Origin of the sequence: Vibrio anguillarum, assembly GCF_001989995.2 — a bacterium.
Lineage (GTDB): Bacteria > Pseudomonadota > Gammaproteobacteria > Enterobacterales > Vibrionaceae > Vibrio > Vibrio anguillarum.
Map to the genome: position 1 here is coordinate 13,398 of NZ_JAHGUP010000062.1, position 20,426 is coordinate 33,823.

Consider the following 20,426-nt stretch of genomic DNA (forward strand, 5'->3'; position numbering starts at 1 on the left):
CTAATTGTTGTTAATAGTTACGGGTGTCGTGACTGAAATTTGACTTAAGAAATCTTTTACTTTGTCCAAATCCCGCGTACGTGGAATGGGCGGTAAACTGGCAAGAAATAGCCCACCGTAGTCACGGGTGACTAAACGGTTATCACAAATGATCAGTACACCTTTGTCATGTTTATCGCGGATCAAACGCCCGACCCCTTGTTTCAAGGTGATGACAGCATCGGGTAGTTGTACTTGCGCAAATGGATCTCCACCGCGCATTCGGCAATCTTCAATTCGCGCTTTCAGCAGCGGATCATCCGGTGCGGTAAATGGAAGTTTGTCGATAATAACACAGCTTAATGCGTCACCTCTAACATCTATCCCTTCCCAAAATGCCCCTGTCGCGACCAATAAGGCATTACCTAATTCCATAAATTCGGCCAACGTTTTTTGTTTACTCGTCTCCCCTTGCATCAGCACTGGCACGGTTAACACTTCTCGAAAACGTTCACCTAACTCGCGCATCATGCTGTGGGAAGTACATAAAAAGAAGCAGCGGCCTTGGTTTTGCTCAATCACTGGCGACAAAATACGCACCAATTTATCGGCAAGGCCAGGGCTATTGGGTTCGGGTAAATAGCGTGGCACACACAGCCGCGCCTGCTGCTGATAGTCAAACGGGCTTGGTAATGAAAACTGAGCTTGGGGCTTTAGCCCTAAACGCTGAGTGAAATGGCTAAAATCGTCGTTTACAGCCAAAGTTGCGGAGGTGAAAATCCATGCGCCCTGCTTTTGTTGCACCTGTTCGTGAAATTTATCGGCCACCGAAAGTGGGGTGATGTGTAAACTAAAATGACGCGGCGTGGTGTCATACCAATAGGAATAACCAGTAATAGAGACATCACACACTCGATCAATTCGTCCTTTGATTAAGTTGGCGCGCTCAAATGCGGTATCCAATAACTGGCTGCGACCTAACGCGAGTTTTAACACATCGATAGCAAAATCTAAGCTGTCTCGCAAACGCGCTAATTCTCGCGAAATCGATGGTGAAGCTAACGCCTCACGCCAGTTGCCTCGAAAACTGGGTTCACCCAACACAATGCGTAAATCCATCGCTGACTGTACCAGTTTATCGCCCACTTTCTGCAATTGGCGCATATCTTTTGCTTCAGTGCGATAGCCGATTTCAATATCTTTCGCCAGCTCTTGGACTTGGCGACTGGAGACTGATTGACCAAAATATTGGCTGGCGATATCCGGTAACTGATGCGCTTCGTCGAAGATAAAGACCTCGGCTTCGGGGATCAACTCACCAAACCCGGTTTCTTTGATCGCCAGATCGGCTAGAAAAAGGTGATGGTTGACCACGACAACGTCGGCATCCATCGCCTTTTTGCGCGCTTTAGAGACAAAACAGTCGACGTAACTTGGGCACTCTTTGCCAAGGCAATTGTCGTTGGTTGAGGTGATGGTTGGAATGACCGCACTGTCTTCAGGCAACTCTTCACATTCACCTAAATCACCGCTTTTGGTTTCCGATGACCAACGACGCACTTTCACTAATTGAGTCAGCAGCTGTGGATCAGGTTGGTTGGTGTGGCTTTCCACCATTTGGCGGCTTAGCCTATCAAGGCACAGATAGTTTGCTCGGCCTTTTAATAGCGCGACATTGCCATAGAAACCGAGCGCATCAATCATCAAGGGTAAATCACGATGAAAAAGCTGCTCTTGTAGGTTTTTAGAACCCGTACTGATAATGACTTTTTTACCACTGAGCAGCGCAGGCACCAGATACGCAAAGGTTTTGCCTGTACCAGTCCCTGCTTCAACCACTAATTGCGATTGTTGGGAAATCGCCTTAGCGACCGCTTCAGCCATGTCAATTTGCGCTTGTCGAGCTTGAAAACCGGCAATGGCTTTGCCTAATGCGCCTTGTGAAGAAAAGGTTTTTGCAATCATCAAAAAGTGGAGGTAAGTGTTCGTTGCGGGGCATTATGTCAGGTTTGATGAGCTGGCGCGAATCCAAGTGCAACCCGCGCCAGTTAGGTGTGTTCTATTTGCGATTGAGGTAACGAGATAACCAAGCTGGTCCTTCGTACCCATTCTCCGTTTGGGTCATTGCTTTTGCCGCCTCGGCGGGTGACGCTCGGTTCTCCCACATGTCTTCCAAAATGATTTCGTCAATTTGATGGTCTCCCATCAATGCACTCACTCTTTCCATATACAGCTTTCGTGCGAGGAGTTCTCTATCCATAAATACCGCCTTAAGACACTCTGTGAGGAAGAAAATTAGTAAAAGCCTAACGGTGAACCCGTTTATATATTGAAACCAACTTAATAATAGATTAATTATAGCCCTTATATTGCGGGGCGCCTCACCGTTCACACGCTCACGAATTAGTTTTTAGAACGAAAAAAATCATGCACGGAAGTAATTAATAATGGAAAGAAAAACACTGCTCACTCATTGTAGTGATGCGCCCGGACTTATCTCTAAAATCACGAACATTTGTTATAAACATCAACTCAATATTATTCATAACAATGAGTATGTTGATAACATCAGTGGTCACTTTTTTATGCGTACTGAATTGGAAGGCTACTTTAACGACACCACCCTTCTAGCCGACCTTGACCAAGCCTTGCCTGCACACGCAAAGCGTAAACTGATTGATTCTTCGCGCAAACGCATCGTTATTTTGGTGACTAAAGAAGCACATTGCTTGGGCGATATTTTGATTAAGAATTATGATGGCAGCTTGGATGTCGATATTGCTGCAGTGATTGGCAATTACGATACGCTGCAAAATCTGACCGAAAAGTTTGATATCCCGTATCACCATGTTTCTCATGAAGGGCTAAACCGCGAGGAACATGAGCAGAAATTGTTAGAAGTGCTGGACCAATATCACGCCGACTATTTGGTCCTCGCCAAATACATGCGGGTACTCACTCCTGGTTTTGTCGATAAGTACCATCACAAAATTATTAATATTCACCACAGCTTTTTACCGGCATTCATTGGTGCAAAACCTTACCAGCAAGCATACGAGCGCGGTGTAAAAATCATTGGTGCGACGGCGCACTTTGTCACTAATGATTTAGATGAAGGCCCGATTATTAAGCAAGATGTAATCCCGGTTGATCACACATTCAGCGCGCAAAACATGGCGCAAGCTGGACGGGATGTTGAGAAAAATGTGCTGAGTAAAGCCTTGAACAAAGTTATCAACGATCACGTTTTTGTTTATGGCAACAAAACGGTCATTTTATAGCAAAGCGAAGACTGTTCTTCACGAACATAGGAAAGACAAAAGGCGCGATTTGCGCCTTTTGTTGTTTTACGATTGCTGGCTGATCACTCCAAGTAATAACACCACCGGCTAGCTTGGACCACAAATTATAACTTAATCGCCAGTTCGACCCCCTGACGAATCGCACGCACAGCATCAAGCTCACCAGCATAATCGGCACCACCAATCACATGCATCTTCTCACCCAATGATGCCCATTTATCTTCAAAAGGACGTACCGATTCTTGCCCGGCACAAATCACAATTTTATCGGCGTCTAACAGCAAAGGATTACCGTCAAGCGTGATATGTAAACCGTCAGCGGCAATTTTTTCATAACCGACACCACCCAGTAGATTCACTCCACGCTTTTCTAAGGTGCGTTTATGGATCCAACCTGTGGTCTTACCGGGGCCTTTACCTACTCGTCCTTTGCGGCGCTGCAATAGCCATACCGTTTTTTCACTCATACAATCGGGAAATGGGTACAAACCTCCGGGATAAGCAATCTCTTTATCGATGCCCCAATCATGCAGCCAATCATCAAGCGTATGCTCTGTCGGCTCAGTCAACATAGTGGCGACGTCGACACCAATTCCACCAGCACCAACAATCGCGACTTTTTCACCAACGGGTGTTTTTTCACGGATCAGCGTTTGGTAATCCACCACCTTTTCTAGGTTATCAATACCATCAATTTTTACTTTTCTCGGCTCGACACCCGACGCCATCACTACTTCATCGTACGGTTCGAGCATCTCAAAATTGACGTCAGTATCTAAATGCAGATGCACACCGGTTTGATCAATACGATTTGCAAAGTAGCGAATGGTTTCTCGAAACTCTTCTTTGCCGGGAATTTGCATCGCCAAACGGAACTGGCCACCAATGCGATCATTTTTTTCAAACAGATCAACATGATGCCCACGCTCAGCCAAGGTAGTCGCGCAAGCAAGTCCCGCAGGACCTGCGCCAATCACCGCCATTTTTTTCGGCTGAGCCGCAGGGCGAATAACCATTTCCGTTTCATAGCAGGCCCGCGGGTTAACGAGGCAACTGGCCCGTTTGCCTTTAAATACGTTATCTAAACAGGCTTGGTTACAGCCGATACACGTATTGATCAGCGCGGCTTTTCCTTGCTCGGCTTTGGCAACAAATTCTGGATCGGCAAGAAATGGACGCGCCATCGACACCATATCCGCTTGACCCGTTGCTAATATTTTTTCTGCTTCTTCTGGAGTGTTGATGCGATTACAGGTCACGACGGGCACAGAGAGATGTGGGCGGATTTTTTCCGTTACCCAAGTAAAAGCAGCACGGGGTACTTGAGTCGCTATCGTTGGAACGCGCGCTTCATGCCAACCGATGCCCGTATTGATAATGGTCACGCCAGCTTGTTCAAGTGCCTTAGCGAGCATTAAAACCTCTTCAAAAGTGCTGCCCTCTTCGACTAAATCCAGCATTGAAAGACGGAAAATGATGATGAACTCTTTACCAACCACTGCACGAATCGCTTTCACTATCTCAATGGGTAAACGGATACGATTTTCGTAACTACCGCCCCAATCGTCGTAACGCATGTTGGTACGTTTACAGATAAATTGGTTGATCAAATACCCTTCCGAGCCCATCACTTCCACACCATCGTATCCTGCAAGGTGAGCTAATTCAGCACTGCTGGCAAAGGTATCAATGGTTTTTTTTATCTGACGGGCACTCATTTCACTCGGTGCAAAACGCGCAATAGGTGCTTTAATCGCCGAAGCACTTTGGGCAAAAGGGTGCATTGCGTATCGGCCTGCGTGCAGCAATTGCAAGGCGATCTTTCCACCTTGGCGATGCACTGCCTCAGTTACAACTTGGTGTGCACGCGCATGTTTTGCCTTGCTAAATTCAGCACTGAAAGGGTGAAGTCGACCGCGCAAATTAGGCGAAAACCCGCCCGTCACAATCAGCCCAACCCCACCTTTTGCACGCTCTTCATAAAAAGCGGCCAGCTTATGGAGCCCTTCCTTGTGCTCTTCTAATCCCGTGTGCATTGATCCCATCAATACACGGTTGCGTAACTGAGTAAATCCTAAATCCAAAGGCTCTAACAGATGTGGGTACATGGCGACTTCACTTTTATAATTATGCGTTATGGTCTGACCAGAATATTATTGCCCACAAAAAAAATCAAACAAGTGTTTACATTTTTGTAACACCGATCAATCTTGCGGTTGTTTGGGTATACTAGATCACGTAGGATGTAAGCCATTAATATCTCAAGGTTAATCCCTTGATTCATTTAAACACGCTTGCGAATAGCCGCAGTGGAGAAACAATGAAATCACTATTTCGATTTATCGGTTTGATATTTAAAGGTTTTTGGAAAATCATTACCTTTATTCGTTTAGCCTTAACCAACCTGTTCTTTTTGCTCAGTATTGCACTGATTTATTTCTTGTATGTGCATGCCGATTCTCCCCTGCCTACCATAGAAAAAGAGTCCGCATTAGTAATGAACTTATCGGGACCGATTGTTGAACAGAGTTCTTACATCAATCCGATGGATTCAATGACTGGTTCATTTTTTGGCAAAGACTTACCCAAAGAAAATGTATTATTTGATGTAGTAGAAACCATTCGCCATGCGAAAGACGATGCGAAAATCACAGGCCTTGTGCTCGCTCTCGGAGAAATGCCTGAAACCAACCTCACTAAGCTACGTTACATTGCTAAAGCGCTGAACGAATTTAAAGCCACGGGCAAACCCATCTACGCGGTGGGAGATTTCTATAATCAAAGCCAATATTATTTGGCAAGCTACGCCGATAAAGTCTATTTGGCACCGGATGGCGCAGTGATGCTGAAAGGCTACAGTGCCTATTCAATGTACTACAAAACTTTGCTGGAAAAGCTGGATGTCAATACGCACGTTTTCCGTGTCGGTACTTATAAATCAGCCATTGAGCCATTTATTCGTGACGATATGTCCGACGCGGCAAAAGAGTCCGCCTCTCGCTGGTTAACGCAGTTGTGGGGAGCGTACGTCGATGACGTAGCGACCAACCGTAAGATTGACGGGAAAACGTTAAACCCATCAATGGATGAATTTCTGACCCAATTAAAAGCGACCGAGGGTGATCTCGCTGCTTTATCATTAAAATTAGGGTTAGTAGATGAATTGGCCACTCGCCAACAAATGCGCCTATCGCTCGCCGAAACATTTGGCAGCAATGGAGAAGATAGCTACAACGCCGTAGGTTACTACGAATATCAAGCCACCATTAGGCCACAGTTTAACGCTGATATGGACGATGTAGCCGTGATCGTGGCTAGTGGTACCATCATGGATGGAGATCACCCACGAGGCACAGTCGGTGGTGATACCACCGCCGCATTACTTCGCCAAGCGCGTAACGATGATAAAGTCAAAGCCGTCGTATTGCGTGTGGACAGCCCAGGAGGAAGTGCCTTTGCCTCCGAAGTTATTCGTAATGAAATTCAAGCGTTAAAAGACGCAGGCAAACCGGTTGTCGTCTCAATGTCGAGCCTTGCAGCGTCTGGCGGTTATTGGATTTCAATGAGTGCGGATAAAATTATCGCGCAGCCAACCACGTTAACCGGTTCGATTGGTATTTTTAGTGTCATCACCACATTCGAAAAAGGACTCAACAAATTGGGGGTTTATACCGATGGCGTAGGAACCTCACCTTTTTCTGGTGTCGGTGTCACCACAGGGCTAACAAAAGGCGTGGCCGACGCACTACAACTGGGCATTAACCATGGTTACCAGCGTTTTATCAGTTTGGTGGGAGAGAACCGCGGCCTTTCATTGGCACAAGTCGATCAGGTCGCGCAAGGCCGCGTATGGACAGGACAAGATGCGATGGATCATGGTTTAGTCGATCAAATGGGTGACTTTGATGATGCCATTAAGCTCGCAGCACAACTGGCAAAATTAGAGACCTACAATATTTATTGGGTAGAAGAACCCCTTTCACCCGCTGAGCAGTTCTTGCAAGACATCATGAATCAAGTGCAAGTTCGCTTCGGTTTTGATGTATCAACACTAGTGCCAGCGTCGCTGCAACCTGTAGCAAAACAATGGGTGCAAGATGCCAGCTTACTCAACCATTTTAATGATCCGAAAGGGCAATATGCGTTCTGCCTAAACTGCCAAGTTCAGTAGCAATATCAATCTGTAATGACTAAAAACCATTGGGGCGCTTTGTGTTGAGCGCCCCTTTTTATATTAAGTGAATACGCTATAATCCCCCGCTCTGTTCCCCTACACGAGTGATTTCTAGCTATGGCAAGAAAACATATCTACATCGCCTACACTGGCGGTACTATCGGCATGCTAAAATCCGACCATGGTTATGTCCCTATTGCGGGCTTCATGGAAAAACAACTCGCAAGTATGCCTGAATTTCAGCGCCCTGAAATGCCTGAGTTCACCATTCATGAATATGACCCTCTGATTGACTCCTCAGACATGACGCCTGAAGATTGGCAACAAATCGCCAACGATATTCGAGATAATTATGATAAATACGATGGCTTTGTGATTTTACATGGTACGGATACCATGGCTTACACGGCATCGGCACTCTCTTTCATGTTGGAAAACTTGGGTAAACCCGTCATTGTGACAGGCTCACAAATTCCGTTGGCCGAATTGCGCTCTGACGGACAAGCGAATTTACTTAATGCATTGCACATCGCCGCTAATTACCCCATTAATGAAGTGACGTTATTCTTCAATAATCAGTTGATGCGGGGTAACCGCAGTGTCAAATCACACGCCGATGGTTTTAATGCGTTTACCTCGCCGAACCTTCCTCCGCTGTTAGAAGCTGGGATCAATATTCAAATCAGCAGTAACGTTAAAGTTGGCGAACAGCCGCAAGGAGCCTTCCGAGTCCATAACATTACACCACAACCGATCGGTGTGATTACCATGTACCCTGGCATCTCTCACGAAGTGATCCGCAACACCTTATTACAGCCAGTCAACGCGATGATTTTGCTGACTTTTGGTGTGGGCAATGCACCTCAAAATGCGCAACTATTAGCGCATTTAAAAGAAGCCTCAGAACGTGGCGTGATCGTCATGAACTTAACTCAGTGCTTAGCAGGTAAAGTCAACATGGGCGGTTACGCAACTGGCTGTGCACTTGCAGAAGCAGGCGTGATCAGCGGCTACGACATGACACCCGAAGCCGCTTTAGCCAAGCTTCACTATTTACTGAGCCAGAATCTTTCTTATGAAGAAGTGAAGCAGAAAATGCAGGAAGTATTACGTGGTGAAATGAGCTTATAGCTTTAAACACCCACAATATATTTTCCCCTCATTAACAAAATCCCCAACTCAATGAATTGGGGATTTTTGTATTCTGTGCAAGTCAAATAGACTCATTCGTGGTTTGGATTGACTCGAACAATATCGTCTTGTCCGTTTTGAAAGCGCTTTTTCAGCTCATTTTTTGATTTAAAACTGATTTCTCCACCAGCGGCAACTGTCATATGGTCCGCTTCTACATTATGCTTAGATTGATACAACATCACAGCTTGCATGCATGAATCTCGCTGTGTTTGTGAAAGTGGTGTACCTTCAGGCCACTTACCCGTTTCAACAGCGTGCATTAATCGCTTGTAAGCTTCGGGGGTGATGGCGTTAATGAGTTGATCGGCATCCATGGTCTATCCTTAATTAACGAATTCGTCACAAACATAACTTGCCATGATATTGAGTCAAGACAAGCCCAATAAATAAGTGTATTTGATCACAAGCTAATATTATGAATTTGATAAAAGTGCCCATGATTCTCAGCCTATCACTTCTTATAAGTGGCTGCTTTGAGAATAACAGAGATACCGACAAGCTATGTGCTGATAATCCTAATTTGCGCTGTGAAAGGCTCAATATAAATGATGGGCAATGTAGAGTTCCACGCACGGACCTCATCTGGCATCGATTTGAAGTACTTAAAAATCCAAGCGATAGCAACAAGATTAAAGAATACGGATTAGTTCAAGCTTATCGAAAATGTCTCGAGCTCGCTTCACAAATTCAAGCGATTGATCAAACGGAACTCAAACAACGTCGATTTTCAGCACTCGTCAATACAGGGAAAGATTTAGAGCAGATTGAAAAAGAGCTTCAGTCATCCAGCTCCGCGGAAACCTTATACTTTCTCTGGAGTCAGATTGGTGATAAAAGTGCACAAAGAAAATTCTTACAACGTGAAGGTAAACCCGAGCTAGATACAGCAGAAATGCAATACGCTCTCGCTACTTTTTATGTTCAACGGGATCGAGAAAAAGCAATCTATTTGCTCCATCGAACCTTAGAACTCAGCCCAAAAGGCAGTATCAACCTTGATGCTATCAAATCTCTTGCCAGTACCAACCAAATTCTCAAACAGAAAGAAAAAGCTTACATTTGGGCGATGGTAGGAAAAACATTCAATGTGCCGGTTGCTTCAGAGACAGAACTCAAATTGCTGTACGGGTTTGATCAAGAAAAATTTGATGCACTCGACGATATCGCCGAAAAAATCGTTGACGCTATCAAAAATGGACAGTTTAAACCAGAGCTCATTCCTCTCGACTTTGCCAACTAACAAAATGTAATCATAAAACAAAGAGCGGTGATAAGTTCACCGCTTTTTCACTTTTTGTTGAAAATTAACGACACTGAATTGACACAAAATCGTTCACCTGTTGTTTGAGGTCCATCGGGAAAAACATGCCCTAGATGGCTATCACACACCGCACAACGGATCTCAGTTCGAATCATTCCATGCGTTAAATCTTCAAGATAGCGGATTGCAGTATCATTGATCGGTGCATCAAAACTTGGCCAACCACACCCCGAATCATACTTATTGTTGGAGACAAATAACGGGCTGCTGCAACAGGTACACGCGTACACACCTGTGTCACGATTATGTAATAACTTGCCACTAAACGGGGCTTCTGTACCGCGTTGACGGCAAACATAAAACTCATCATCCGTTAGTCTTTCACGCCAGTATTCATCAGGCTTAACATTATTCTCAATCTTCGATTTCACTTACAAAACTTCCCTTCTTCTCAATATTGAACTGGTACTTTTTATGCCAAAAACTTGCATACTCCACTCTTTGTAGCACATACTTTCTCACCATGAAATGGTAGGTATGTAATTTCTAACTGCCTTAGAAGGCTAAAGTATTTTACGCCAACTGAAAGTAAACAGAAGCGGTATAAAGTTTAAAATTTAATCACTTACGATTAATTGTGAAAAAAAGCGACGCTTTTTTTTGACTTTAAACAAGTTAAGTCCGATTATCTGTTGCAGACATTTACTGGATTCTGTAATTTTACTACCAGTTATCTTTAATCAGAAATTAAGTTGTGGAGCAACTATAATGACTATCAAAGTAGGTATTAACGGTTTTGGCCGTATCGGTCGTTTCGTATTCCGTGCAGCGCAAGAGCGCAACGACATCGAAGTTGTAGGTATTAACGACCTTATCGACGTAGATTATATGGCATACATGTTAAAGTATGACTCAACTCATGGCCGTTTCAACGGTACTGTTGAAGTTGAAGCTGGCAACCTAGTTGTAAACGGCAAAACTGTACGTGTAACAGCTGAGCGTAACCCAGAAGATCTAAAATGGGATGCAATCGGTGTTGACGTGGTTGCTGAAGCAACAGGTCTATTCCTAGACGATGCAACAGCTCGTAAGCACATCACTGCTGGCGCGAAAAAAGTTGTTCTAACTGGTCCTTCAAAAGACGCGACTCCAATGTTCGTAATGGGTGTTAACCACGCTTCTTACGCTGGTCAAGACATCGTTTCTAACGCTTCTTGTACTACAAACTGTCTAGCACCTATCGCTAAAGTTCTTAACGACAAGTGGGGCATCGAGTCTGGTCTTATGACTACTGTTCACGCAACTACAGCGACTCAAAAAACTGTAGATGGTCCTTCTGCGAAAGACTGGCGTGGTGGTCGTGGTGCTTCTCAAAACATCATCCCATCTTCAACTGGCGCAGCTAAAGCGGTTGGCGTTGTAATCCCAGAACTAAACGGCAAACTGACTGGTATGGCTTTCCGCGTACCTACAGCGAACGTTTCTGTAGTTGACCTAACTGTTAACCTACAAAACCCAGCATCTTACGCAGAAATCTGTGCGGAAATGAAGCGCGCTTCTGAAAACGAATTCGCTGGCGTTCTAGGCTACACTGAAGATGCAGTTGTTTCTCAAGACTTCATCGGCGAAATCAACACATCTGTATTCGATGCTAAAGCTGGTATCGCACTAACTGACAAATTCGTTAAAGTTGTATCTTGGTACGACAACGAAATCGGTTACTCAAACAAAGTTCTAGACCTAATCGCTCACGTTTCTAAATAATCGTAGTGTTTAGCGAAGAAATTCGTTGAGAACAAAAAGGCGGCCATTGTGTCGCCTTTTTAGTATCTGTCCCTTTCATTAATGGGACTGCGTTAGACAATCCGAGCCGTTCCTCACTTATTTATCCGGTAGGAATGGTATGAGGTATCGAATTTATGGATCTGCAATCTCTCCCTACCCTGACTTATCTTTCAGACAACGTCACCATCGTTGAGAAAGAGGGCGTTAAAATTGTTCGCGTTATTCATGACAAAGCGACCGCCGGAATTACAATGCATGGCGGCCATGTCATCTCATTCACTCCTAAAGGACAAGATGAGCTCATTTGGATGAGTGACACGGCCATTTTTGACGGTAAAGCCGCTCTAAGAGGCGGGATCCCTGTTTGTTGGCCATGGTTTGGCCGTATTGCTGCACCAGCCCATGGTTTCGCACGCACCAGTGAATGGGCATTGATTGAACATAGAGAAAACGAGCAGGGCGTCATTATCGTGTTAGGGCTCGACCATTCGCCCCAAACACTGGCTATTTGGCCATTTCAATTCAAAACCCGTCTTTATGTTGAAATCGGTGACAAGTTAAAAGTCACTTTAGAAACGACCAATACGGATGACAAAGCATGGACGTTTTCTGCAGCGCTGCACAGCTACCTCAAGGTTGGTAATATTACCCAGACCACTACTACAGGTATGGGCGTTGAATATATAGACAGCTTACAAGATGCAAAAATGTGTCAAGGTGGTTCAACACTCATCCTCACCGATACGATTGATCGCGTCTATACCGCGCCTGAAGCACAAATTCAGGTCCAAGATCCTGTTTTGAATCGCACGTTAGTGGTTGAAAACTCTGGGCACAACTCTGCCGTCTTGTGGAATCCATGGGCTCAAGGCGCTCAATCAATGGCCGATATGCCTGACGATGGTTATCAAACGATGCTGTGTATTGAATCTACACTGCATGCCCCTTGCTTATCCGCTGGAAAAACCTTGCAACCAGGTGAAAGCCATCAGCTCGTCACGACGGTTTTTTCCAACTAAGCTTTTTTGGCGAATTTTCCGTCATCATACTCATGCTGAGGGCAGTGAAATCACGCTGTCCTTTTTATTTCTAGCCGCAGACGCTAAACTGGCGCCTTTGTTTTTCAAGCGAGATCTTCATGGCGTATCTGTGCCCCCTTTGCCAGCAACCTCTGTTGCAACAGCAGCAAATATTGAAATGTGAAAATAATCATCAATTTGATATAGCCAAAGAGGGCTACGTCAATTTGATGCCTGCACATCATAAACGCTCAAAAGATCCGGGTGATAATAAAGAGATGATGCAAGCTCGTCGCCGTTTTCTTGAAGGTGGACATTACGATCTGATGCGTCAAACGGTTGCTCAGTTGTGCAGTAAATATCTGCAAGATTCTTCTTATCAGTTTTTAGACATTGGCTGCGGCGAAGGTTACTACACCCAATTTGTCGCTCAAACGCTTGCACAACACTCGATACAATCGGTCACCTATGGGTTAGATATCTCTAAAATCGCCGTCCGTTATGCAGCAAAGCGCTACCCTATGGTCAACTTTGTCGTTGCCTCCAGCCACCGCTTGCCCTTTGACGATGCTTCCCTAGCCGGTATATTACGAATTTATGCACCCTGTAAAGCGCAAGAGCTTTACCGCTGCATTCAAAACCAAGGAGTGGTGATTACCGTTACACCCGCGGCAAGGCACCTCTATCAGTTAAAAGAAGGGATCTATCCTAATGTTCAACTGCATGATGAAACCGCAGAAGAGATAGCTGGGTTTACATTAGTAGAGCAACAAAAACTGCACTACACTATGGCATTAAGCGGTAACGATGCTTTTGATTTATTACAGATGACGCCGTTTGCATGGCGGGCCAGTGATAAGCTAAGAGCGCAATTAAAGCAAGCTGAGCAATTTAATTGTGAGGCCGATTTTATGATCAGCGTTTACCGCAAAGTTAGTTGATAATAATTCTCATTATATTGCAAATCCATAGTGTCTCCATTATTATGCCAAATTCAAAATGGAGACCCTCATGCGCTTAGTTACTTCTCTGGCTCTACTATTACCACTTTTTGGCTGTGCTTCGCACCAGCCGAAGCCCATTGCTCACTTTTATGACTACCAATTATCTACCCCTAGCGGCAAACCATTGAATCTCAATTCGCTGCCGAATGAGATAAAAAATGCCGATATCATTTTAGTCGGTGAGTGGCATACACACCCAGCCATTCATCGCTTCCAAACCGAGCTATTGGCACAACTCAACCGCGAAAACACCCATGTAGCCTTGTCTATGGAACAATTTTCACGCGATGAACAAAAGATACTGAACCGCTATCTAGCAGGAGAAATCGGCGAACAATACCTTATTTCTCAGACCAGAGCGTGGCCAAACTATCAAAGTGACTACCGCCCACTGGTTGAATTTGCAAAATCACAGCAGTTGGATGTCATTGCCGCTAATGCGCCTAAACCTTTCGTACGTTGTATCGGCAAAGTAGGGATCAAATACCTTGATAAATTAACGCCAGTAGAGCGGGCTCAGGTTGCACACCAAATTGACACCTCAGCCTCTCCATACAAAGCGAAGTTCATGGAATCAATGCACCACGGTTCAAAAGAGCAAACTGAAAAACAGTACGCAGCTCAGGTCGCTTGGGATGAAACGATGGCAGAAAGCGTGGTGGATTATTTACAAAACCACCCGACAGCTCAGGTGATGCACATCGCAGGAAAGTTCCACACCGAGCAGGGTTTAGGCACGGCGCATTCTATCCTTCGCCGAAATCCTGATTTAAAGGTTGCCATCATCACGCCCGTAGAGGATACCCAGGCATCATATCCGGATTTCCAACTCACTGTACTGCCAATTCCTACCGCCTATGTTCAAGCAGAGCATCGCATGCAAGCCTATCAACAGATAAAGAATCGCAACACAGATCTCACTTGCGACTAATTAGCGGCGAATAACGGGCCTGCTTATTCTTTTCATATAAAGTAGGCGCGTTTTTTGCTTGTACATACTTCATACAAATTGCGAATTTTTTGCACAAGTTTTTCATAAATCTGTCGATACATTAACTGATGGCATTTATAGGAGAGAAGTATGACACCGGTAGGGACAAGCTCAGCGCAACTGCATTCACTCCAGCAAGTTAAGGCTCAAGCAAATTCTACAGCGGCATCCGCCCCCTCTGCCCCGCTCAAAGTGGAGCAGAATACCGTCACTTTGTCTGATGAAGGCAAAGCCTTGCTCGCAGCGCTGCAACAACTCGACAAAGAGAGTAAGTTAGAAAACAAAGAGAAAACCGTGACAGGCAAAGTGGAGTCATTTGCTCATGGTGCTTTGGGGTTAGATCATCCAGATAAAAAACCAGAAGAAGACGATAGCTCCTATTCCGCAGGGAAATATTTTTCCGCCGCAGCAACAGTAGGAGGTTTGTTACTGCTTCTCTAGTCTTTTAGATTTCTATTGGATATTAATTGCGGTTTGGATGGTTGATGATGTGGTCCTCCCAGTCGATAACATCAATCTCATAAACGACTTTGTTGCGAACACTTTCTTGCGCGGCGTGCATCGCCTCTTTGGAGCCGGTAATCAAAGGATGCCATTGCGGCAATGTTTTGCCTTCTGACAGTACACGATAGGCGCACGTATCCGGCAACCAATTAAATTCATCAATTTTATCACGCGTCAGTTTTAAGCACTCCTCACCAGAATTGAAGCGGTTTGGATAATCCTTGCATGAGCAGGTATCGCTGTTTAACCAACTGCAAGCGACATTGGTGTAATAGACCTCATCACTATCTTCATCCATTAACTTGTGTAAGCAACACTTACCGCATCCATCACAAAGCGACTCCCACTCCGATTCCGTCATTTGTTCTAATTTCTTATTTTGCCAGAATGGTGTGTTCATGAGTCTCTATCTTACTTAACGAATGGGGTGCGTGTTATACCTCCACACCAACCAAAGTTCAAGGATAAAAACGGCTTGTTAATTTAGGAAGCTATTGCTGTACACTTCGGTCACATCTGCTAGGATCGTCACCCTTTTCTTTTTACTGGTACTCAATTATGGAATGCAGACTTGGTTGTGGTGCGTGTTGTATCGCCCCTAGTATTTCTTCCTCCATCCCGGGTATGGAGCAAGGAAAGCCAGCAGGTGTACGTTGCATTCAACTTAATGACGCTAATTTGTGCAAGTTATTTGGTAAGCCTGAACGTCCAAAAGTATGCCACGAATTTAAGCCTTGCCCGATGGTCTGTGGCAACACGAACCAAGAAGCTTTGAGCAACATTACCGAACTCGAAAAAATCACTTGATGGCACTGCTTTGTTTGCCATTAATTAATGGCGTCACTCAAAATTGCCCCAGCAGCTAGGGCAATGATTCGAAAGGTGCTACAGCTTTTGTCTGCCAAGCAAAGAATGTGATAGCGTCGTGCCATCAACAAGCTCAAGCTCACCGCCAACAGGCACACCATGAGCAATACGGCTCGCAGAGACTTGATGGGCGCGACATAATTCCGCAATGTAGTGCGCGGTCGCTTCCCCTTCAACGGTTGGGTTAGTGGCAAGAATGACTTCGGCAATGCCACCACGTTGCAAACGGTAATCCAGCGTATCTAAACCAATATCACTCGGGCCGATACCATCTAAAGGTGATAAGTGCCCCATCAGAACAAAATAACGTCCAGAATATTGGCCTGTAGCTTCAATGGCCGCAATATCAGCAGGGCTTTCGACTACACAGAGTTGGCCGTTATCCTGCCGCTTAGGGTTGCTACAAATATGACAAGTTTCTTCTTCAGTGAAAGTTCGACATTCACTGCAATGTCCAATTTCTGTCATGGCTTGGCTTAAAGCATCGGCGAGCTGTAAGCCGCCTTTTCTATCGCGCTGTAACAAATGAAAGGCCATACGCTGTGCTGACTTGGGACCCACCCCAGGCAGACAACGTAAGGCCTCCATCAAATGCTCCAGCATATGACTGGTACGCATTAGTAACCTATTTTGTTTGTTAAAAAGGTTGTTTGTTAAAAAGTCGTTCGTTAAAACGGCATCTTCATACCTGGTGGTAATTGCATACCGCCAGTGACAGAAGCCATTTTTTCTTTTTGAGTCTCTTCCACGCGGCGCGCAGCATCATTGAAAGCGGCGGCAATCAGATCTTCTAGCATCTCTTTGTCGTCTTCCATTAAGCTTTCATCAATCTCTACACGGCGTACGCTGTGGCTACCAGTAATGGTCACTTTTACCAGACCAGCACCAGACTCACCAACCACTTCCATATTCGCAATTTCTTCTTGTAGCTTTTGCATGCGCTCTTGCATTTGTTGGGCTTGCTTCATTAGGTTGCCCATACCGCCTTTACCAAACATGTTTATCTCTCTGGTTGAATTGGGTGTTTCACATAAGGTGGGGTCATAACATATAGATTCAACCCCACACTCGCTTAATTGATTAAATCGGCCGCACACTGTCGCGATCAAGTTCCGCATCAAAACGTCGCTTGAAGAACATTACGTGAGGGTCGGCCTCCAAGCTGTTCAATGCTTGCTCTAATTTGAGTTGGTAAAGACGCTCTCTAAGCTCCAATGGAGTCTCACCTTGCTCACCAATTGTCACGCTAAGGTGGCACTCTTCAGCTAATGTCTCATTGAGCGCTTCTAACAACTCGCTTTGTGCTTTATCGGTATTAAGATGGGCCTGACTTGGCCGCAGCACTAGCTCGATTGATGAGCCCGATTTGTGGTAGACAGAATTAAGTGCTAATTGTTCCACTAACTTGGCAATATCGAGCTGGTGGATCAGAGCTGCCCACTCATCTTGTTCTATCGATTCTGCAAGTAACTTTTCTGCCATCTCTGGCGTTTTAATATGTTCTAGCGCTTGCTTAATTTGTGTCGGTGTCAGCTCTGTTTTTTTTTGTTCAACCACCACAGGTTGCAGCGTTGGACGCCACTGATAAGGCTCGTTGTCCAAGGTTGGGGCGGCTTCAGGAGCGGATGTTGACAAAGGCGACACTCGAGCTGATTTTCCATGCGAGGCAACACGCTCAAGCACAGATTCAGATTTAGTCGATGCCGCATTAGGCTTTTTTGTCCCGTTGCTCTTTGTTTCATTCACTCCTTTTGTTGGCTGAGCAACCCCTTGGCGCTGTGAACGCAACTGGTGTCGCAGCCCTGCAATCGGTGAGAGACGTGGAGCTGAAGAAGGTGCCGGTGGTTGAGGAACTGGTGCAGGCTCATACGATTCTGGGGCATATTCCATTGCACTGGACATGTCATCATTCATATCCGCATAGCGGTTATCGTAATCTTGAACGATGCCATAATCAGGCTGAGTATCCTCATGCCTTTGTGGCTCATTAACCTGACTGTCCGATACGGGAGCCACCGACGTTTGCTTAGGTTCAGTTAGAGGCGTTGCCGCGGATGCGGGTTGTAGTGAAGGAGTGCCGTGGCTTGGCACTGCGACATCTGAACTCACTTCAGTACTGAACGTATTCACCAACGATACAGAAGCCGGACGAAACGCCATCATACGTAGCACAATCATTTCCAGCCCCGTTCGAGCGGTTGGCGAGAGTGCTAAATCTTCACGCCCTTTTAAAGCAATTTGATAATAGAGCTGCACATCTTGTGGGCTCAGTGCTTTGCTAAGCAGTTGCACTTTCTCTGAGTCAGGTTGGGTTTTGTCCAGTGTTGCTGGCAACGCTTGATACATCGCAATACGGTGTAACTGCACCGCGAGTTGTTGTAGTAATCCATCCCAATCCACACCATTTTGTGCTAAATGTGCAACGCTATCCATCGCCGTTTGAGGCTGTTTACTGCTAATGGCTTGCAGTAAATGGAGTGCTTGATCTGTGTCTAGCGTGCCAAGCATTGGGGCGACTACATCGGCCATCACCTGTTTATTACCTAGTGCTATCGCTTGATCAGTTAAGCTAAGTGCATCACGCATACTGCCATCGGCAGCATGAGCGATCATTCTTAATGCTCTCGCTTCACAAGGGATCTGCTCTGCCGCTAAAACATGCTCAAGCTGATCGTGGATATTTTCAACACTGATCGGCTTAAGATGAAACTGTAAGCAGCGCGATAAAATCGTAACCGGCAGCTTTTGCGGATCGGTCGTAGCGAGCAAGAATTTCACATACTCAGGCGGCTCTTCCAACGTTTTAAGCAAAGCGTTAAAACTGTGGCGCGACAGCATGTGCACTTCATCGATTAAGTACACCTTGAAGCGACCGCGAGCAGGCTTGTACTGCACGTTATCAAGTAATTCGCGCGTATCTTCGACTTTGGTTCGTGATGCCGCATCTATTTCTAAAAGATCAACAAAACGGCCTTGGTCAATCTCTCGGCAAGTATCACATTGGCCACAAGGTGTGGCCGTAATACCTGTTTCACAGTTTAACCCCTTGGCAAACAAGCGACCAATCGTCGTCTTGCCTACACCACGTGTACCGCTGAATAAATACGCATGGTGCAATCTATTTTGGGCCAACGCATTTTCTAGTGCAGTTAAGACATGTGCTTGTCCCACCACCTCATTAAATTTTGTTGGTCGCCATTTTCGCGCTAAGGCAAGATAACTCATGAGTACGTCCAGTTGATTAGCTTAGTGACCTTCAAATTCACAAATACTATAAACGTTCAGGCCCAAACCTTGTAAACGTTTGTCTCCGCCAATTTCAGGCAGGTTGATGACAAAAGCCGCGTGCTCAACTTCACCACCAAGCTGGCGGATCAATTTAGTCGTCGCTTCAATCGTACCACCCGTTGCCAGTAGATCATCCACCACCAGCACTTTATCACCTTGTTTGATCGCATCAACGTGAATTTCTAATGTGTCAGTACCGTATTCCAATTCGTAAGATTGAGCTAACGTTTCGCGTGGTAACTTACCCGGCTTACGTACAGGTACAAACCCCAAACCAAGCTCTAAAGCCAATGGCGCGCCAAATAGGAAACCACGCGCTTCTGTACCCACAACTTTGGTAAAGCCCATGTCTTTATATTTTTCGACTAATAAAGCAATGGTTGCTTGATAGGCTTTTGCATCCTCTAGCAGGCTAGTTACATCACGAAACAAAATGCCAGGTTTTGGGTAGTTAGGGATGCTTTGAATGCTCGATTTGATCAAAGAGATAGTTTCGGTTGTCATAACTTACATTTACTTAGATTGGCTCTTCATTTCTCACGATACATTTACGTATCAGAATGATAGAGCGTGAGCTCTCAGCAACATAGATAAGCCACAATATCTTAGCCGCTGAAAAAACAAACGCCCATTCGAAGAATGGGCACACTTCCCCATAATGCTAGTGATTTTCTTGTTGGTTAGCAACCTGCTCATGAGTGGGAAGTCGAATAAACCAAGTGATCAGGACCACAAGCATAGTAAACAACATAATTTTGAGCCAAAAGTGTGGGACAACCCAGATGGAAAAAATAAAGCTTAGAATAATCCACAAACATCCCCGTTGTTTCACTTGCCGCGAAACAGCGCCATGTTGCTGCCAATTATCCAGTATTGGGCCTAGCGTCTGATGTTGATGCAACCAAGCATGAAAACGAGGGCTACTTCGTAAGAAGCAAGCGCTAGCAAGGAGTATGAAAGGGGTTGTGGGGAGTAGCGGTAAGAATATGCCTATCACGCCTAACAGAAGGCAGAGCCCACCAGCCACCGTAAGAAGAAAATGACGAATATTGATGGTG

The 20,426-nt window shown here is 45.3% G+C and carries 21 protein-coding genes; 10 read left to right on the plus strand and 11 right to left on the minus strand.

Features of this window, described 5'->3' with window-relative positions:
- Both PL85_RS13955 and PL85_RS13960 read right to left on the minus strand, forming a co-directional pair.
- On the minus strand, positions 1–1,944 hold the full coding sequence (locus tag PL85_RS13955) for an ATP-dependent DNA helicase (RefSeq protein WP_115339663.1): 1,944 nt from the start codon (positions 1,942–1,944) through the stop codon (positions 1–3).
- 94 nt (positions 1,945–2,038) lie between these two features.
- Positions 2,039–2,239 (minus strand): hypothetical protein, encoded by a 201-nt coding sequence (locus PL85_RS13960; RefSeq protein WP_013857222.1) that lies wholly within the window; start codon positions 2,237–2,239, stop codon positions 2,039–2,041.
- A 187-nt stretch (positions 2,240–2,426) separates the two neighbouring features.
- Between PL85_RS13960 and purU the strand changes: the two genes are divergently transcribed.
- A complete protein-coding gene (purU, locus tag PL85_RS13965) occupies positions 2,427–3,260 on the plus strand; it encodes a formyltetrahydrofolate deformylase (RefSeq protein WP_010317194.1) in 834 nt (277 codons plus the stop codon).
- 125 nt (positions 3,261–3,385) lie between these two features.
- On the opposite strand, the gene PL85_RS13970 is transcribed toward purU, so the two are convergent.
- The gene (locus tag PL85_RS13970) at positions 3,386–5,389 is read right to left on the minus strand and encodes an NADPH-dependent 2,4-dienoyl-CoA reductase (RefSeq protein WP_115339662.1); all 2,004 of its coding nucleotides are present in this window, start codon (positions 5,387–5,389) and stop codon (positions 3,386–3,388) included.
- 212 nt (positions 5,390–5,601) lie between these two features.
- Here PL85_RS13970 and sppA point away from each other — a divergent pair, with 212 nt between their 5' ends.
- Positions 5,602–7,452, plus strand: coding sequence for a signal peptide peptidase SppA (sppA, locus tag PL85_RS13975; protein ID WP_115339661.1), 1,851 nt, complete (start codon positions 5,602–5,604; stop codon positions 7,450–7,452).
- A gap of 120 nt (positions 7,453–7,572) precedes the next feature.
- The gene (gene ansA / locus PL85_RS13980; protein ID WP_017044568.1) at positions 7,573–8,586 is read left to right on the plus strand and encodes an asparaginase; all 1,014 of its coding nucleotides are present in this window, start codon (positions 7,573–7,575) and stop codon (positions 8,584–8,586) included.
- A gap of 92 nt (positions 8,587–8,678) precedes the next feature.
- Here the strand turns inward: ansA and PL85_RS13985 are convergent, their stop codons facing one another.
- The gene (locus tag PL85_RS13985) at positions 8,679–8,963 is read right to left on the minus strand and encodes a YeaC family protein (RefSeq protein ID WP_013857226.1); all 285 of its coding nucleotides are present in this window, start codon (positions 8,961–8,963) and stop codon (positions 8,679–8,681) included.
- Between the two features lie 101 nt (positions 8,964–9,064).
- On the opposite strand from PL85_RS13985, the gene PL85_RS13990 reads away from it, so the two are divergent.
- Complete coding sequence (locus PL85_RS13990; RefSeq protein ID WP_013857227.1) at positions 9,065–9,889, plus strand: DUF2989 domain-containing protein; 825 nt, start codon at positions 9,065–9,067, stop codon at positions 9,887–9,889.
- 47 nt (positions 9,890–9,936) lie between these two features.
- Here PL85_RS13990 and msrB read toward each other — a convergent pair whose 3' ends face one another.
- Positions 9,937–10,341 (minus strand): peptide-methionine (R)-S-oxide reductase MsrB, encoded by a 405-nt coding sequence (msrB, locus tag PL85_RS13995; protein ID WP_013857228.1) that lies wholly within the window; start codon positions 10,339–10,341, stop codon positions 9,937–9,939.
- A 337-nt stretch (positions 10,342–10,678) separates the two neighbouring features.
- Here msrB and gap point away from each other — a divergent pair, with 337 nt between their 5' ends.
- From gap to PL85_RS14020, 5 genes are all read left to right on the plus strand, one after another.
- The gene (gene gap, locus PL85_RS14000) at positions 10,679–11,674 is read left to right on the plus strand and encodes a type I glyceraldehyde-3-phosphate dehydrogenase (RefSeq protein ID WP_010317219.1); all 996 of its coding nucleotides are present in this window, start codon (positions 10,679–10,681) and stop codon (positions 11,672–11,674) included.
- A gap of 155 nt (positions 11,675–11,829) precedes the next feature.
- The gene (locus PL85_RS14005) at positions 11,830–12,714 is read left to right on the plus strand and encodes a D-hexose-6-phosphate mutarotase (protein WP_115339660.1); all 885 of its coding nucleotides are present in this window, start codon (positions 11,830–11,832) and stop codon (positions 12,712–12,714) included.
- Positions 12,715–12,833: 119 nt separating this feature from the next.
- Positions 12,834–13,655: a 23S rRNA (guanine(745)-N(1))-methyltransferase gene (gene rlmA, locus PL85_RS14010; RefSeq protein ID WP_088721095.1), complete on the plus strand. Its 822-nt coding sequence runs from the start codon at positions 12,834–12,836 to the stop codon at positions 13,653–13,655.
- 70 nt (positions 13,656–13,725) lie between these two features.
- Positions 13,726–14,649, plus strand: a complete 924-nt coding sequence (locus PL85_RS14015) for a ChaN family lipoprotein (RefSeq protein ID WP_222717268.1) — start codon at positions 13,726–13,728, stop codon at positions 14,647–14,649.
- Positions 14,650–14,799: 150 nt separating this feature from the next.
- Positions 14,800–15,150, plus strand: a complete 351-nt coding sequence (locus tag PL85_RS14020; protein ID WP_013857233.1) for a hypothetical protein — start codon at positions 14,800–14,802, stop codon at positions 15,148–15,150.
- A 22-nt stretch (positions 15,151–15,172) separates the two neighbouring features.
- On the opposite strand, the gene PL85_RS14025 is transcribed toward PL85_RS14020, so the two are convergent.
- Positions 15,173–15,613, minus strand: a complete 441-nt coding sequence (locus tag PL85_RS14025) for a YcgN family cysteine cluster protein (RefSeq protein WP_017047805.1) — start codon at positions 15,611–15,613, stop codon at positions 15,173–15,175.
- A 158-nt stretch (positions 15,614–15,771) separates the two neighbouring features.
- On the opposite strand from PL85_RS14025, the gene PL85_RS14030 reads away from it, so the two are divergent.
- On the plus strand, positions 15,772–16,020 hold the full coding sequence (locus PL85_RS14030; protein WP_013857235.1) for a YkgJ family cysteine cluster protein: 249 nt from the start codon (positions 15,772–15,774) through the stop codon (positions 16,018–16,020).
- 78 nt (positions 16,021–16,098) lie between these two features.
- Here PL85_RS14030 and recR read toward each other — a convergent pair whose 3' ends face one another.
- The 5 genes from recR to PL85_RS14055 form a co-directional block, all read right to left on the minus strand.
- Positions 16,099–16,698 carry a recombination mediator RecR gene (gene recR / locus PL85_RS14035; RefSeq protein WP_013857236.1) on the minus strand — a complete coding sequence of 200 codons (600 nt, stop codon included), beginning with the start codon at positions 16,696–16,698 and terminating at the stop codon, positions 16,099–16,101.
- A gap of 50 nt (positions 16,699–16,748) precedes the next feature.
- On the minus strand, positions 16,749–17,078 hold the full coding sequence (locus PL85_RS14040; protein ID WP_013857237.1) for a YbaB/EbfC family nucleoid-associated protein: 330 nt from the start codon (positions 17,076–17,078) through the stop codon (positions 16,749–16,751).
- 82 nt (positions 17,079–17,160) lie between these two features.
- Positions 17,161–19,305 carry a DNA polymerase III subunit gamma/tau gene (gene dnaX / locus PL85_RS14045; RefSeq protein WP_115339658.1) on the minus strand — a complete coding sequence of 715 codons (2,145 nt, stop codon included), beginning with the start codon at positions 19,303–19,305 and terminating at the stop codon, positions 17,161–17,163.
- 21 nt (positions 19,306–19,326) lie between these two features.
- Positions 19,327–19,872 (minus strand): adenine phosphoribosyltransferase, encoded by a 546-nt coding sequence (apt, locus tag PL85_RS14050; protein ID WP_013857239.1) that lies wholly within the window; start codon positions 19,870–19,872, stop codon positions 19,327–19,329.
- 157 nt (positions 19,873–20,029) lie between these two features.
- Positions 20,030–20,395: a YbaN family protein gene (locus PL85_RS14055; RefSeq protein ID WP_017044101.1), complete on the minus strand. Its 366-nt coding sequence runs from the start codon at positions 20,393–20,395 to the stop codon at positions 20,030–20,032.
- Positions 20,396–20,426 lie beyond the last annotated feature (31 nt).